The organism is Erythrobacter sp. (assembly GCF_023653175.1).
Classification (GTDB): Bacteria; Pseudomonadota; Alphaproteobacteria; order Sphingomonadales; family Sphingomonadaceae; genus Erythrobacter.
Genome location: NZ_JAMNXL010000084.1, coordinates 1 through 15312, shown reverse-complemented (window position 1 = coordinate 15312; position 15312 = coordinate 1). Strand labels below are relative to the sequence as shown.

Genomic DNA, 15312 nt, shown 5'->3' with positions numbered 1-15312 from the left:
GGCCTCGGTGCGCGGGCGCCAATCTTCGGCGTCAAGCTGGAAGCCCGCGATCACGTCCTCGGCCATCTGCTCGGTGAGGCCGACTTCCGCCGCGACCACGCTCAATGCGTCGAAAGCGGGGTCGCCGGTCGGCTCGCCTGCGAAAGCGAGCGCGGTCAGGCGGCGGATATGGGCGAGGCGGTCCGCAAGGTCGCTCTGGTCGCCCAGCTCGCCGCCGAGCTCCTGATTGTCGGCGATGTCGTCCGCCCGGCGGCACCATGCGTAGAGCAGCCAGGCGCGTTCGCGGGTCTCGCGGTCGAACAGCCGCGCGGCCGCCGAAAAGCTCTGCGAGCCGCGCTTGATCGTCAGCCGGGCGTGCTCGACCAGCGCGGCGCGGGTGGCAGGATCGACCGCCATGGCGTGCGCCTACAGGTCCTCGGCCTTCATGCGGAAGATCGGGGTGTGCGGCTGATAGGCCGCCATCTTCGCGAGCAGGTCGCCGATGGTCTCGCCAGCGATCAGGATGTTCTGGTGCTGCGGGCGGACAAAGCCGACCTCGGCCATCTTGGCGTTGAAGGCGAGCAGGTGGTCGTAGAAGCCGAAAGCGTTGAGCAGGCCCACGGGCTTGGTGTGATAACCGAGCTGCGACCAACTGATCGCCTCCCACAGCTCGTCCATCGTGCCCACCCCGCCGGGGATGGTGACGAAGCCGTCCGACAGATCGGTGAAGCGCTGCTTCCTCTCGTGCATGCCGCCGACGGTGACGAGCTCGTCGCAATCGTGATTGGCGACCTCGGCGCGCACGAGGGCTTCGGGAATGATCCCGATGACCTCGCCGCCGCCTTCCTTGGCCCCGCGCGCGACCGCCCCCATCAGGCCAAGCTTGCCGCCGCCATAGACGAGCCCGATGCCGCGCGCGGCCAATTCCGCGCCGACGTCATAGGCAAGCTGGATGTAGCGCGGATCCTCGGGCGAGGCCGAACCGCAATAGACCGCGAGGCGTTTCACCCTGCCGAACCTTCCGTGTCGCAAGCGAATGCGATGACCTTCAGATCATCTTCGCTCGGCGGGTTATCTCCGAAATCCATCGTCAGTTGAACCGTTGGGAACCTGCGATTGCTGCCGTAAGCGCCTTCGAAAAGGTAGCCATCCTTGATCCCAAGCAGCTTGCGCTCGCAATCGGCGGCGAGGAAGAGGTCGCCCGTCACCGCCTCGGGCTTCCTTATGTCGACCCGCACCAGCACAAGCTTCAGCCGTTCGCCCTGATGCTCGGTCTCGCCGCGCCATGCGCGGTCGATCCAGCCGGTGCCTTCTTCGTCGGATGCGAACTGCTCCCAACGGTGGGAATGGCCATCTTCGACCATCGGCGAGGTGCCGAGGTCCGCCGCAGAGCCTGCCAACAGGAAAAGCAGCAGGCTCATGCACCCACCTTCGCCAGATCCTCCAGCATCAGCCCGGCGGTCGCCTTCGCGCTGCCCACAACCCCCGGAATCCCCGCCCCCGGGTGCGTGCCCGCGCCGACGAGGTAGAAGTTGTCGACCACATCATCGCGGTTGTGGCCGCGCAGCCAGGCGCTCTGCCACAGCACCGGCTCGAGGCTGAAGGCGCTGCCCATGTGGGCGTTGAGGTCGGCCTTGAAGTCCTTGGGCGCGTAGCTGAACTTGGTGATGATCCGGTCATGGATGTCGGGGATCAGGCGGCGGCCGAGCTCGTCGAGGATCATCTTCTCCAGCTTCGGGCCAACCTCGTCCCAGTCGATCGGCATCTTGCCCATGTGGCTGACCGGCACCAGCGCATAGAAGGTGCTCTTGCCCGCGGGCGCCATGCTCGGATCGGTGACGGTCGGGTGGTGGAGGTAGATCGCGAAATCCTCGGGGATCACGCCGTTCTTGTAGATGTCGTCGAGCAGGCCCTTGTAGCGCTTTGCGAACAAAATCATGTGGTGCGGGATGCCGGGCCAAGTGCCCTCGAGCCCGAAATGCACCACGAAGAGGCTGGGCGAGAAGCTCTTGCGGTTCAGCGACTTGGCCATCTGCGGTCCGCGCGCGCTGCCCGACATCAAGTCCTTGTAGGAATGCATGATGTCGGCATTGCTGGCGACGGCATCAAAGCGCTGGCGGAAGCCGCTCTTGGTCTCGACCTCGGTCGCCTTGGTGCCGAGGGTATGCACCTGCACCACCGGATCGCCGACCCGCATCGTGCCGCCCAAGCGCTCGAAATGGCGCACCATCCCTGCGATCAGACGGTTGGTGCCGCCGCGCGCCCACCACACGCCGCCGTCCTTCTCCAGCTTGTGGATCAGCGCGTAGATCGACGAGGTGTTCATCGGGTTGCCGCCGACCAACAGCGAGTGGAAGCTGAACGCCTCGCGCAGCTTGGGGTGTTCGATATAGCTCGACACCATCGAATAGACCGAGCGCCACGCCTGTTCCTTGATCAGCGCGGGCGCGGCCTTGAGCATCGACTTGAAATCGAGGAACGGCACGGTGCCGAGCTTGAGATAGCCCTCACGATAGACGCGCTCGGAATATTCGAGGAAGCGCGCATAGCCCGCGACGTCCGCGGGGTTGAGCTTGGCGATTTCCGAATTGAGGCTGGCCTCGTCGTTCGAATAGTCGAAATTGGTGCCGTCCGGCCAGTTGAGGCGGTAGAAGGGCATGACCTTCATCAGCTCGACATCTTCCGAAATGTCGTGGCCGGTGAGTTCCCACAGCTCCTTGAGGCAGGGCGGATCGGTGATCACGGTCGGGCCAGCGTCGAAGGTGAAGCCGTCCTTCTCCCAGAAATAGGCGCGCCCGCCCGGCTTGTCGCGGCTTTCGATGACGGTGGTCGCGATCCCGGCCGATTGCAGCCGGACGGCGAGCGCCATCCCGCCGAACCCTGCACCGATCACGCAGGCGGTGCGGCCATCATAGCGTGCCGCGAGCGCGGGGTTGATCCCCTTCGCGCCCGAAAGGTTGAGCTTCGCATCGGCGTTCATGCCGGGGTCTCCATATTGAGTGGCTTGCCTGAAGAAAACAGCGCACGAATGGCGCGCGGGATAGCTACGGGAGGCTTGCCCGTGAGGATGCGCAGGCGATCGGGCCAGGTCGAGCGGCCCGCGTAGAAGCGCTCCACCAGCCGGCCTTGCAGCGCGTAGAAATGTTCGAACACAACCACCCGCTTGCCGGGCTCGGCGGCCTCGAACAGCATGCGGCTGAGCATCCGGTAATAGGCGGTCGCGCGCCAGTGGCGCTTGGCGCGGCGCGCGCAGAAGATGGCAAGCTCGGCGCCGGTGAGTTCGGGGCGGCGCGCGATGACCTTCGCGATGGCGAGCGCATTGTCGACTGCGAAGGGCAGGGTGTAGCTGGTGAGCGGATGCGAGAAGCCCCCGCGCGCGCCCGCCAGCGCGACCCCGGGGATCGCGACCTCGGCGCTGGCCGCGGCAAAGTCCCCGCCCGAGATCACCGGCAGGATGCCTGCTTCCTGATCGATAACCTCGCCCTTCCAGCCGTTGCGATGGGCATATTCGGCAACGCGGCCCTTCAGCACCTCGGCGTCCATCCTGGGCTGGTCGGCGTAGTAGGTGTCCTCGATGAACACCTCGTCTGCCGAGAGCGGCAGGACATAGACGAAGCGGTAGGCCTCGCCATTGCCGTGCGGGGCGAGCTGGTCAACGCTCGCATCCATGATCACCGGGCGGGTGAGGCCGTGGGGCGTCTCGCACTTGAAGTGCTGGCCGAGGAACACCTGCCAGCCCCCGGCGAGGTGCTTCGAGGGCTTGAACGGGCGGCAGTCGATCACGCGCTTGGCGCCCAGCCGCGTGCCGTCCGCCAGCGTGACGCCGCCTGCATCGAGGCTCGCGGCTTTTGTTTCCAGCATCACGCGCTCGGGCGGAAGCTCGGCGACCAGCTTGGCGTGGAATTCGGCGCTGGCGAGCGAGCGGTAGGAGGTGGGCAGGGTGCGGCCGTAAGCGGGGAAGGTGATGTCGTAGCCTTCGTCCCAGCCCTTGAGGTCGAAGCCCGCCATCAGCGCACGCTCGCGTTCGGGAATGTCGGTCTCGAACCAGCTCCAGCGGTGGTGGCCGCCCAGCGTGCGTCCGGCCTCGACCAGCGCGAAGCGGCAGCCGGGGGCATGGCGGTGGAGCGCCAGCGCGATCAACCCGCCGGCAAGCCCGCCGCCGACGATGATCACGTCATGCGCGGATCGCTCGGGCGTGGGGGAAGCGGGAGTTGAATCGACCATCACGCAATGCCCTAGGCGAGGCGGCGGTATTGGGCAATCGAATGCAGGGATCGGCCCGGGATTGCGGCGACATTGCCCCGGAATTGCGATGTTGCAACATTAATCGGAAACATTAAAGTGCGCCCGCGTTTCGACGGTCAAGCCCTCTCAAGGATCGCAACATCATGAAGAGCCGCCTCTCGCTTGCCCCGCTGATGCTTGCCCTCGCGCTCTCGGCTGCGCCCGCATTCGCCGCAGAGAGCGCAGAGGCGCAAGGCCCCGCCGCCGACGAGCAGGCCCCACCCGAACCCGCGCCCGAGCCTGCCCCTCCTCCGCCGCCGCCTCCCGCCCGCCCGCCTTTCGCCCTAGCCAAGCCGGTGTTCGACAATACCTGGGCCACCATCGGCCTCGGCGTCGGGATGGTGCCGAGCTATGCGGGCTCGGACGATTACATCGCCTTCCCGCTGCCGCTGATCGCGGGGCGCGTGGGCGGGGTGGGGATTGCGCCCAACGGGCCGGGCCTGGTGCTTGACCTCAACCCCGGCAAGCCGGGCCTTGCGCCGAGGAAGCGCGCGCGTCTCGCCTTCGGCCCGGCCTTCCGCTTCCGCAATGACCGCAACAACCGCATTGCCGACGATGTGGTGGCGCGCGCCGGCAAGCTCGATGCCGCGCTGGAAGTGGGCGCGAATGTCGCGGTCGCCATCCCCAATGTGGTCAAAAGCTTCGACCAGCTCAGCATCGGCGTGCAGGCCCGCCGCGACGTGCTCGGCGCGCATGAGGGCTGGGTGATCGAGCCGCAGATCGGCTACCGCGCGCTCGTCGGCAAGGGCTTCACCCTGCAGGCGCAGGCGAGCATGGAGATCGTCACCGACCGCTTCGCCGACTACTATTTCACCGTCACCCCCGCCCAGAGCGCCGCCTCGGGCCTTGCGCAGTTCCGCGCCGATGGCGGAGTGAACCGCATCGGCACTACCGCGATCCTCGCCTACGATCTCGACCGCAATCCCCTGAACGGCGGCTGGTCGCTGACCGGGGTGGGCGGATATTCGCGCCTGCTCGGCGACGGGGCCGACACGCCCTACACTTCGGTCCGGGGCGATGCGAACCAGTTCATCCTCGGCGCGGGGGTCGCCTTCACCTTCTGAAGTGGCCCCTCTTCCGCAATCACTTGCCGATATGTTCCTCGATCGCGGTGATCGCCGCCTGCTCGATCGCGCCGATTTCGCCCGCATTGGGCTCTTCGTTCGCCATCTGTGTCTGCAGCGCGAGCATTTCGCCTCGGATCGTCGCGAGCTTGAGCAGCGCGGGCTTTTCCGCCGCTAGCCGGGCGAGTTCGGCCAGCTCCTCCTCGGACATCGCACCCGTCGTCGAGCGCACCGCCTTGTCGAAATCGCTGGCGACCTGTTCACTCGTCACTTGCACCTCGGATAGGTCCTTGCCCGAGGTGATGTCCTGGTCGAGATCCTCGAGGAAGCCGTCCGTCGCCATGCTGCGCGAGGCGTGGTCCACGATCTTCATGCCCAAGGGCGAACGGTAGAACGCGGTGAGATCTTCTGCTTCGCTCGGGGTGAGGTACCGGGCCAGCAGCGCCCTCTTGCGCGGGCGGTAGTCGTCCTCCACCCTCGCCAGGAAGCTCTCGAACACCGGGCGCATGGCGCGCACCGCCGCATCGATAAGCCCGGGCTTCTCCTTCTCCAGCGCCGCGATCTCGGGCACCTGAGCATATTCGCGCGCGATTGCGGCCGTCATGGTGTCGAAGAACGTGTCCCAATTGACCGATGCGTCGATCGCTTCGATGAGGTCGCCATAGGAGGGGTGATCGGGGGTCGGGGCGGGGGAGATGCGCACGGGGGGATCGGCAGGCTGGTTCTGCGCGGTGGCGGGCGCTCCCGACAGCAGCAGCAGAGCGGCGGCGGCGAGCGCGGCCATGACAAAGCGTGCGGTCGGACGGATCATCGGCATTCCCCTGCTGCATCGGTTGACCCGCCGGGCATAGCGCCGGTGCCCTGCCAACCCAAGCGCCGGACTGATCATCCACGATTTTTCACCCCCGCGCTTGCCATGCCTGGTCGCCCGCGTCATCACTCCCCGCTGCAACACGAGGGGAGAGACATGATGCACCCGTTCCGCAAGGCGCTTTGCGCAGGCGCCGCGCTGGCCGCGCTCGCCGCTAGCCCGCTCGCCGCCGAAACCGTCGCGATCCGCGCCGGGAGCGTCATCGCCGATGCATCGGGCGAGCCCACTGGCCCGGCGACGATCATCGTCGAGGATGGCAAGATCCTCAGCATCACCCCCGGTCACACGGCAAAGGCCGACCGCGAGATCGACCTCAAGAGCCATACCGTCCTGCCCGGCCTGATCGATCTCCACACCCACCTCACCGGCGATCCGGGCGGCGATTTCTGGAAGGAGGCCGTCGAGCCCGAGGAATGGGGCGTGGTCGTCGGCGCCAAGAACGCGCGGATCACGGCGCTCGCCGGCTTTACCACCGTGCGCGAGGCGGGGAGCGGGCAGGAGACCGCCTTCTCGCTGCGCCGCGGCACCGCCGAGGGCCTGATTGCAGGCCCGCGCATCATCGCCGCCGGCCCCGCGCTCGCGATCATCGGCGGGCACGCCGACACCAACGGCTTCCGCCCCGAGGTCAACGAACTGCTCGACACCGGCTACAACTGCACCGGCGCGACCGAGTGCGCGGCCAAGGTGCGCCTCGCCAGCCAGAACGGCGCGGACATCATCAAGATCACCGCGACCGGCGGCGTGCTCAGCCAGCAGGGCCGCGGGCTCGAGGCGCATTTCACGCCTGAGGAAATGAAGGCGATTGCCGACACCGCGCACTCGCTGGGCCTCAAGGTCATGGCCCACGCCCACGGCGCGCGCGGCATCCAGCAGGCGGCCGAGGCCGGGATCGACACCATCGAGCACGGCACCTATCTCGACGAGGCCGCCGCAAAGGCCATGCGCGAGCGCGGCGTGGTGCTGGTGCCGACGCTGATGGCGCTGGAGGGCGTCTCGGAAGGCCTCGGCAAGGGGGTCTACACCCCGGTGGTCGAGAACAAGATCCGCGCGGTCCAGCCGCTGATGGCTTCGCTGGTGAGCCGCGCGCGCCAATATGGCGTCACCGTCGCTTTCGGCACCGATGCGGGCGTCTACCAGCACGGCCGCAACGCCGAGGAACTGGCGCTGATGAAGAAGCAGGGCATGTCCGACCGCGAGGTGCTCGCCAGCGCCACCACGGTCGCCGCCAAGGTGCTGGGGATGGAGAGCCAGATCGGCAAGCTCGCCCCGGGCTTCTCGGCCGACATCATCGCCGTTGAGGGCAATCCGCTGAAGGACGTGAGCGTGCTCGAGAAGGTCGACTTCGTGATGGTCCGCGGGCGGGTCATCGAATAGGCGTGATCGACTAGGCTTTAACCCTTGGGCGCTATGTCAGGGCCATGCCCGCCACCTCGCCCCCGGCCGCGCGCCGCTCTCCGGACCATTTCCACGCGGTCGACGTGCTGCGCGGCTTTGCGGCTGTGGCCGTCCTGCTCAATCACTACCGGCAGATGCAGTACCCGCCGGGCACATCCGATATCGACGCCAGCGCCATGGCGGGGGTCCTGCCGCTCTATGACTGGCTGTGGCCGTTCTACGTCTACGGCAACTGGGCGGTGCAGGTGTTCTGGATGATCTCGGGGCTGGTCTTCGCCAAGGTCTATGCGGGCAGGGCGACGCCGGGCGGAGAGTTCCTGATCCGCCGCATCGCGCGGCTCTACCCGCTGCATCTGCTGACGCTGCTGCTGGTCGCGGGCCTCCAACTGGTCGCCGTCAGCCAGCTGGGCACCTCGCTGATCGTCGGCAACAACGATGCCTGGCACTTCGTCCTCAACCTGTTTTTCGCCTCGTCCTGGGGGATCGAGCAGGGCAAGTCGTTCAATGCCCCGATCTGGTCGGTGTCGGTCGAGATGCTGATCTACCTCGTGTTCTGGCTGGTCGCCAAGCCCCTGCTGAGCCGGGGGCTGGCCGGGCCGCTGGTCATTATCGTGGCCGCCGGGATGATGCTGCGGCTGGAGGTGGGCTCGCACTTCATCTGGCAGTGCGCGCAGTATTTCTTCATCGGCAGCGCGCTCTACCATGTTGCCGTCCACCACGCCCGGCCGGTCCGCGATCTGGGGCTGATCGTGGCGCTCATGGCCACGGTGTGCCTGCTGATGCCGATTGTTGCCGGCGACTTCCGGATCGCCAACTTCTTCCTGCCTTTCGCGATTCTGCTGGTCGGAGGCGCGGCGCTGATCGACCTCGGGCCGTTCGGAGCGGCATTGCAGCGCGTGCGCTTCATCGGCGACAGCACTTACGGCATCTACCTTTGGAACGTGCCGCTGCAGATCGCCGCGCTGCTCGTTTTCGAGCGGCTCGGGATCGGTGCCGAGGTGTGGCGGCAGCCGGAGATGCTGGCCGCCTATCTCGCCGTCTGTTGCACCGCCGGCTGGCTGTCCTATTCGTACTTCGAGAAGCCCGCCAACCGCTGGGTCCTGCGGCTGGCCGGGCGGCGCGGACAATCCGAAAGGAAGCCCGCCGCCGCGCCTGTAACCTGACCCCGCGCGGCAGCGAACCGGCCGCAACTGCCATCACGCTTCCAAGGGGCCACCTCTCATGCCGATCACCCACCAGAGCACCGTCCGTGCGATCGCCGCCCTGCTGATCCTCGCCTGCATCACCCAAAGCGTCTACACCGCGCTCTATGTCGCCAAGCTGGACGTGCCGCGCCAGCTCTTGTGGGGCACGGAAGGCCTGCTGTTCCCGCTGCTGGCCGCACTCGCCGGAGCGGCGATGGTGCGCACCGAGCGGCTGACGCTGGCCTTTGCCGCGATTGCCTTTGCCGCGGTGCTGAACTTCCTCCAGGTCGGCATCGGCCTGACGCTGTTCTTCCCGTTCTCCGACGCCGCCAAGGCCGATCCGGCGCTGGCCCCGGCGGCAGGCGCGATCGTCGCCTTTGCCTTTGTCATCTACAACGCCGCCAAGCTGCTGCTGGGCTTCGCCGCGCTGCTGGTGGGCCTGTCGCGGATGGCGGCGGGAAGCAAGGTCCTCGGCGGAGCGGCGGTGCTGGCAGGCGGCATCGCGATGCTCGCCAACGGGGCGACCATCGCAGGCGGCGGCGACATCTTCGGCAAGATCCCCCTCGCCGGCGGATCGGGCGTGCTCGCGACGCTGCTGCTGGCTGTGAGCCTGTTTGCGGCGGCCAAAGACGACTGATCGGGCGGGCGCCTTGCCGCGCCCCTCTCGACACTCCGCTGCAAACCCTCTAATCCCGCTCCATCCCCGGGGAGCGCGCTCGCGCTGAGAGGTGGGTGTAAGCACCCCACGACCCGTCGAACCTGAACCGATTAGCATCGGCGGAGGGAGTGGGCTGGTCGTCGCGCCAAATCCCCGCTCGCTTTCCGCCATGAGGAGAGAGAGCATCATGGCCGACATCAACAGCCCCGTCGAAATCGGCGTCACCACCGGCCCCATTCGCGGCAGCCGCAAGGTCCATGTCGGTGCGCGCACCGGCAGCGGCATCCGCGTCGCCATGCGCGAGATTGATCTTGAGGGCGGCGAGCCGAGCGTGCGCGTCTACGACACATCGGGCCCCTATACCGACCCTAATGCCACGATCGACATCAACGCAGGGCTCCCGCAGCTGCGCCGCGACTGGATCATGGCGCGCGGCGATGTCGAGGCTTATGATGGGCGCGAGGTGAAGCCGGAGGATAACGGCCAGCTCGGCCCCGACCGCTCGGGCGGCGTTCCGCAGTTCCCCAATGCGGTGAAGCGCCCCTTGCGCGCCAAGGCCGGGATGAATGTCAGCCAGATGCACTATGCCCGCCGCGGCATCATCACCCCCGAGATGGAATATGTCGCCGAGCGCGAGAACCTCGGGCGCGAAATCGCTGCCGATCTGATCCGCGACGGCGAAAGCTGGGGCGCCGAGATCCCCGATGTGATCACCCCCGAATTCGTCCGCAGCGAAGTGGCCCGGGGCCGGGCGATCATCCCCAACAACATCAACCACCCCGAAAGCGAGCCGATGGCGATCGGGCGCAACTTCCTCGTCAAGATCAACGCCAATATCGGCAACTCCGCCGTAGCCTCGAACGTGGCGCAGGAAGTCGACAAGATGGTCTGGGCGACCCGCTGGGGCGCGGACACGATCATGGACCTCTCCACGGGCCGCAACATCCACGACACTCGCGAATGGATCATCCGCAATTCGGCCGTCCCGGTCGGCACCGTGCCGATCTATCAGGCGCTCGAAAAGGTCGGCGGCATCGCCGAGGAGCTGACGTGGGAAATCTTCCGCGACACGCTGATCGAGCAGGCCGAGCAGGGCGTCGACTATTTCACCATCCACGCCGGCGTGCGCCTGCCCTACATCCCGCTCACCGCCAAGCGCGTCACCGGGATCGTCAGCCGCGGCGGCTCGATCATGGCCAAGTGGTGCCTCGCCCACCACAAGGAGAGCTTCCTCTACGAGCACTTCGACGAGATCACCGAAATCATGAAGGCCTATGACATCGCCTACAGCCTCGGCGACGGCCTGCGCCCCGGCTCGATCCGCGATGCGAACGACGAAGCGCAATTCGCCGAGCTCTACACGCTGGGCGAACTCACCAAGCGCGCCTGGGCGCAGGACGTGCAGGTGATGATCGAAGGCCCCGGCCACGTACCGATGCACAAGATCAAGCAGAACATGGAAAAGCAGCTCGAGGCCTGCGGCGAGGCGCCGTTCTACACGTTGGGCCCGCTCGTCACCGACATCGCGCCGGGCTACGACCACATCACCAGCGGCATCGGCGCGGCGCAGATCGGGTGGTATGGCACCGCGATGCTCTGCTACGTCACGCCCAAGGAGCACCTGGGTCTGCCCGACCGCGACGATGTGAAGGTCGGCGTGGTCACCTACAAGCTGGCGGCCCATGCGGCGGACCTCGCCAAGGGCCACCCGGCCGCGCAGGTGCGCGACGATGCGCTCTCCAAGGCCCGCTTCGAGTTCCGCTGGCGCGACCAGTTCAATCTCAGCCTCGACCCCGAAACCGCCGAGCAATACCACGACCAGACGCTCCCGGCCGAAGGCGCGAAGTCGGCCCACTTCTGCTCGATGTGCGGGCCGAAATTCTGCTCGATGAAGATCACGCAGGAAGTGCGCGATTTCGCCGCCAAGCAGAACGCCGCCACCGAAACCTTCATCGCTGCCACGGAGGAGGAAGCGGAAAAGGGCATGGCCGAGATGAGCGCCAAGTTCCGCGAGGTCGGCAACCAGCTCTACGTGGGCGCGGGGGATCGCGAGCACGATTGACCAGCGCAGATCGCCTGCGTTGAGGCGATGGCCGGTTCCGGCCGCCTGACGTGCGCCGAAAGCGGCGGCGCACGTCAGGTCTGCAAGCGCGACCCTGAAAGCCGCACTGCAAACCGTCTTGATCCTGGAGCATTTGGCAGGAATAAAAAGGCGGCTTGCCGGACTCACCGAACCCGCTCCTGCGCTCGCGGATTTGCGCGGTATCTCACCGATGGCAGGCCGTATGGCTGAACAGGGATCGGCGAAACGCGATGGTGAAACGGGTTTCTCAGCGTGGACATGGCCGTTTGCTTGCCTGTCTGTTTGCAATTCTCATGGCTGGCTTCGCGAGGCCCGTTGCGGCGCAAGACCAGTGGGAGTTGAGCGAACAACCTTCGACCTGTTCGATTTTTGTTGCCGACGTGGTCTATGCCAAGGCACGTTTGACCCAGCTCAAGGGCTCGGCAAATGTTTGGCTCGTGGTGTATTCAACCCTGCTGGAGCAGCACCCCGACCAGACCCCGCTGACAATCAATTTCTCCAATGCAAGCGCCGGATTGGAACAGTTCAAGGTCAATGGCGCCAAGCTGAGCGAGAACGGGGTCACGGTTTTCATCGCCGACTTTACCGGCATTCAAAACAGCCGGTTCGATGAGGCGCTCCATTCTGCCTCCTTCATGAACGTGCTGGTGAATGGGAAGCATTTCGCGGGCTTTTCGCTGCGCGGGTCAGGCGCTGCGCTGGCCCGGCTGCATGCCTGCGCCGGGGTCACACCCCCTCCTCTCGTTCAAGCTGCGCCACCCGTTGCGCGATCGCCCGTCCCTGCGCCGGCCCCGCGCAAGCCGGCGACAGCGCCCCAGTTCAATCCCTGGGGCGTGCTCTACGACCGGATCAATTCCGACAGTCAGCGCTGGTTGGCGAACCGCTATGTTTATGATTCGCTCGGTCCGCTCCAGTCGCGGCAATTGGCCGATGGCCACACGCGCTATTGGGCCGAATACGAGTTCGACGGCTTTTTCGGGCGCCAGGTCGGCTGGATCGCGATGGTGGCTTGGGGCGATGAGGTGGACTGCATCGAGTATTGGGATAACCGGCACTGCTGATAGCCGGGCGCGGGCGCGACTTCATTGCGCCCACATCGCCGCCCCGCGCCTTGCCGCCCTCAGCCGTTCTTCATGTGCTCCAGCCCCTTGATCCCGCCGGGCTTGGTGCTGGGCTGGCTGGCGTTCTGCTTGGGTCCCTTGTCCGCCTTGGGCTTGCGCGCTTCGCGGCTCTTCTTCTGTTGGCCCTTGGCCATGAGGTTTTCCGATCAGGGGCGAGATGCCCGAGCACCCGAGGTGGGCCTGATAGGGGGAGGTGTCAATGCGGACGCGGGCCGAGCGCCTGGCGCCCCATCCCCACCATGACCCGGTCGAGCGCCTGCAGGAACCGCGAGCGGTCCGCCTTGCTGAACGGCGCAGGCCCGCCCCCGACCCCGTCCATCCCGGCGCGCAGGTCGGCCATGATAGCGCGGGTGGCGATCGCGCCGCCGATGCTGGCGGGGGTGAATTCCTCGCCATTGTGCCTGAGCACCCGCGCGCCCGCTTTCAGGCACCGCTCGGCGAGCAGGATGTCGCCGGTGACGACCACGCACTTGCCCTTGGGCAGAGCATCCGCGGCATCGGCGATCCAGTCATCCGCCGCATCGAAGCTGTCCGAGACCACCACCCGCTTCACCCGCGGGCTGTCGGGGATGCGGAACGGGGCATTGCTGACCACGCGGACCTCGGCGCGATAGCGCTCCGCGACGCGATAGATCTCGTCCTTCACCGGACAGGCATCGGCGTCGATCAGAATGGTGAGGGATGACATGACGCGAGCGTAGCCGAATGGGACGCGCGGCGTAAATGGCAAGCGGTGCTCCCCTGCAGGGGAGGGGGACCATGCGCAGCATGGTGGAGGGGCAGGTGGGGATGATCCGAAGCGCTGGCTCCTCCGGCAGCTTCAATGCCTGCGAGGCAATAATTTGCATTCCATTCGGAGAAAGGCGCGCTAACATCGTCCTATTGAACGTGCATGGCGGGGGCAAGCATGAGTTCAGAAGGGGGACCCGGCGGCAATCAGGGGGGCAAGCTCGGCGTGGTGGTCGCAATCGTGACCATCTTGTCTGGGCTCGCGGGCACATATGCAGTCGCCAAAGGCGAGCTTTTGGCCGTCTGTACCTCGACCGGTTTAAGTTGGTGCAAGCAAAGCGGGGCCAGTGGAACCGGCGATGGCGGTGATTACGACGGCGCCGGGACTACGACGGTCGATCCGCCTCAACCAGTGCCGGGAATCGCAATCTCGGTCAAACCGAGCCTGTCAACCGATGCGGTGCCCGCTGCGGCCTTAATGCAGGGATTGAAGGGCGCCCTCGGTCCTGTCGGCTCGGCCGCATCCGGGTACCAGATCGAAGGCGTGGTGTCAGGCTTCTCCAACCCCGTTCCCCGCAGATCACAGTTCACGTTTTCCTGGACCATCCGCCGAGGAAGCGTCGTTGAGCGCTGCAATGATGTGCCGGTTGCATATGACAGCAGCATGGCCGGCGCCGCTGCGCACATCGTTTCCACCGCTGTCGCTCCAGCAATCGCTGAATCCGTCAAATATCGAGATGTGAGGTGTTCATGAAAAGTGCCAGAATAGCCGCCGCCGCGCTGGCCTTGTCGCTAGCCGGTTGCACGCAGACTGAGAACGAAACGGTGGGCGAAACCGAAATCGGTTCCCCTGCCATGCCCACGACCCCCGCCCCAGAACCCACCGCGACCGTGGCCAGCGCGCCCCCGCCGCCCTGTGATGCACCAGCTCCGGCGGTCTGCGCAGGCCCCCTCGTGGTCAGCGTTGAAAACGTGACCCTGCTGTTTGATGGTCAACCAGATGATCGCGGAGGGCGCGGACTTACGGGCACCGCTTCGCTCGTGCTGAAAACCCGCAGTACACAACCGATCCAAGTGGCTATGCTGAAAAAGGCGATAACTCTCACCTACAACAACGGCACAGCCATGACGCTGAATGACGGGAAACGCAGTGATTATTCTGGGTTGAGCTTCTGCGGATTTGATGGGGTCTCCTGCATCAACAATCAGGACACCCCGTTTTCGACCGTCTCTCCCGGAGACAGCCCACTCAGGGTGAATTTCCGGTTTCGGAAATTCGTCGACGCGCCTGAAGCCGCAACGCTTGCCCAAGCCAATGCTGCCGACCTTGCCTTGAGCCTTTGGGTGATTGAAACCGATCCTAACGGCGAGCAGCGCACCGTTTCGGTTGGCAACGTGCCCGTAAAGAATGGTACGATCCAGTAATCTGCTCCGAATTGGCTCGCGCCGCTGTCTGGAATAAGGAATCCTTCCCTTTGGCGGTATAGCGCCGGGTGAGGGGCGCGGCTGTTAGCCCTTTCCTACAGCCCCCACCCTGAGTCATCCTCCTCAGATGACTCGCGCCCAAACCCCCCGCTCGCCCCGCGCTGCCAGCCCCGCAAGGCTCCGCGCCGTTCCCGCCTCCGGCCCGCGCACCGAGCCTCCCGACAAGACCACCCGCCACGACAGCTGGCCGCTCGACACGCAGGCCGCGTTTCTGCGGGCGCTCTCGGCGACGCATTCCGTCTCCGACGCCGCGAAGTCGGTGGGGCGGTCGCGGCAGTCGGCCTATCGGCTGCGCTCGCGGCTCAAGGGGCAGCCCTTCGATCTGGCGTGGGAGGTGGCGTTCCACCATTCCTATGATGTGCTCGCCCACACCGCGCTCGAACGCGCCTTGAACGGGGTCGAGGTGCCGGTGTTCTTTCAGGGCGAGCAGGTCGGCAGCTACCGGCGGTTTGACGAGCG

General features: G+C 66.1%; 16 protein-coding genes, 1 pseudogene and 1 riboswitch. Of the genes and pseudogenes, 9 read left to right on the top strand and 8 right to left on the bottom strand.

Translation table 11 applies throughout. The features are described 5' to 3' along the window. The 5 genes from NBV68_RS10685 to crtY form a co-directional block, all read right to left on the bottom strand. Positions 1-396: squalene/phytoene synthase family protein (locus NBV68_RS10685; RefSeq protein ID WP_296309702.1), on the bottom strand; the 396-nt coding region annotated here is incomplete at its 3' end. Between the two features lie 9 nt (positions 397-405). After that, complete coding sequence (locus NBV68_RS10680; protein WP_296309699.1) at positions 406-987, bottom strand: TIGR00730 family Rossman fold protein; 582 nt, start codon at positions 985-987, stop codon at positions 406-408. Beyond that, positions 984-1400 (bottom strand): hypothetical protein, encoded by a 417-nt coding sequence (locus NBV68_RS10675; protein ID WP_296309696.1) that lies wholly within the window; start codon positions 1398-1400, stop codon positions 984-986. The genes NBV68_RS10680 and NBV68_RS10675 overlap by 4 nt, the downstream gene beginning before the upstream one ends. Then, positions 1397-2959 (bottom strand): phytoene desaturase, encoded by a 1563-nt coding sequence (locus NBV68_RS10670; RefSeq protein WP_296309693.1) that lies wholly within the window; start codon positions 2957-2959, stop codon positions 1397-1399. Before NBV68_RS10670 ends, NBV68_RS10675 begins: the two co-directional genes overlap by 4 nt. Further along, positions 2956-4203, bottom strand: coding sequence for a lycopene beta-cyclase CrtY (crtY, locus tag NBV68_RS10665; protein WP_296309690.1), 1248 nt, complete (start codon positions 4201-4203; stop codon positions 2956-2958). Before crtY ends, NBV68_RS10670 begins: the two co-directional genes overlap by 4 nt. A 164-nt stretch (positions 4204-4367) precedes the next feature. Between crtY and NBV68_RS10660 the strand changes: the two genes are divergently transcribed. Further along, positions 4368-5327 carry a MipA/OmpV family protein gene (locus NBV68_RS10660; RefSeq protein WP_296309686.1) on the top strand — a complete coding sequence of 320 codons (960 nt, stop codon included), beginning with the start codon at positions 4368-4370 and terminating at the stop codon, positions 5325-5327. A gap of 19 nt (positions 5328-5346) precedes the next feature. Here NBV68_RS10660 and NBV68_RS10655 read toward each other — a convergent pair whose 3' ends face one another. Further along, positions 5347-6138 (bottom strand): DUF2059 domain-containing protein, encoded by a 792-nt coding sequence (locus NBV68_RS10655; RefSeq protein ID WP_296309684.1) that lies wholly within the window; start codon positions 6136-6138, stop codon positions 5347-5349. A 159-nt stretch (positions 6139-6297) separates the two neighbouring features. Between NBV68_RS10655 and NBV68_RS10650 the strand changes: the two genes are divergently transcribed. The 5 genes from NBV68_RS10650 to NBV68_RS10630 all read left to right on the top strand — a co-directional run bounded on the left by NBV68_RS10650 (position 6298) and on the right by NBV68_RS10630 (position 12579). After that, entirely contained in the window at positions 6298-7572 is a 1275-nt protein-coding gene (locus NBV68_RS10650) for an amidohydrolase family protein (RefSeq protein WP_296309704.1), read from the top strand. A gap of 44 nt (positions 7573-7616) precedes the next feature. Beyond that, positions 7617-8756: an acyltransferase gene (locus tag NBV68_RS10645; protein ID WP_296309676.1), complete on the top strand. Its 1140-nt coding sequence runs from the start codon at positions 7617-7619 to the stop codon at positions 8754-8756. Between the two features lie 58 nt (positions 8757-8814). Next, positions 8815-9414: a thiamine biosynthesis protein ThiC gene (locus tag NBV68_RS10640; RefSeq protein ID WP_296309674.1), complete on the top strand. Its 600-nt coding sequence runs from the start codon at positions 8815-8817 to the stop codon at positions 9412-9414. A gap of 57 nt (positions 9415-9471) precedes the next feature. Further along, positions 9472-9581: riboswitch (TPP riboswitch) on the top strand. 41 nt (positions 9582-9622) lie between these two features. Further along, a complete protein-coding gene (thiC, locus tag NBV68_RS10635) occupies positions 9623-11497 on the top strand; it encodes a phosphomethylpyrimidine synthase ThiC (RefSeq protein WP_296309673.1) in 1875 nt (624 codons plus the stop codon). A 251-nt stretch (positions 11498-11748) separates the two neighbouring features. Beyond that, positions 11749-12579, top strand: coding sequence for a hypothetical protein (locus NBV68_RS10630; protein ID WP_296309672.1), 831 nt, complete (start codon positions 11749-11751; stop codon positions 12577-12579). 59 nt (positions 12580-12638) lie between these two features. On the opposite strand, the gene NBV68_RS10625 is transcribed toward NBV68_RS10630, so the two are convergent. Next, a complete protein-coding gene (locus tag NBV68_RS10625; RefSeq protein ID WP_296309670.1) occupies positions 12639-12773 on the bottom strand; it encodes a hypothetical protein in 135 nt (44 codons plus the stop codon). 62 nt (positions 12774-12835) lie between these two features. After that, a complete protein-coding gene (locus NBV68_RS10620) occupies positions 12836-13327 on the bottom strand; it encodes a YaiI/YqxD family protein (protein ID WP_296309667.1) in 492 nt (163 codons plus the stop codon). 219 nt (positions 13328-13546) lie between these two features. On the opposite strand from NBV68_RS10620, the gene NBV68_RS10615 reads away from it, so the two are divergent. The 3 genes and pseudogenes from NBV68_RS10615 to NBV68_RS10605 form a co-directional block, all read left to right on the top strand. Beyond that, positions 13547-14122: a hypothetical protein gene (locus NBV68_RS10615; protein ID WP_296309664.1), complete on the top strand. Its 576-nt coding sequence runs from the start codon at positions 13547-13549 to the stop codon at positions 14120-14122. Next, positions 14119-14793, top strand: a complete 675-nt coding sequence (locus NBV68_RS10610) for a hypothetical protein (RefSeq protein WP_296309662.1) — start codon at positions 14119-14121, stop codon at positions 14791-14793. Before NBV68_RS10615 ends, NBV68_RS10610 begins: the two co-directional genes overlap by 4 nt. 127 nt (positions 14794-14920) lie before the next feature. Then, positions 14921-15312: pseudogene (locus tag NBV68_RS10605) on the top strand (hypothetical protein); the annotation flags it as partial.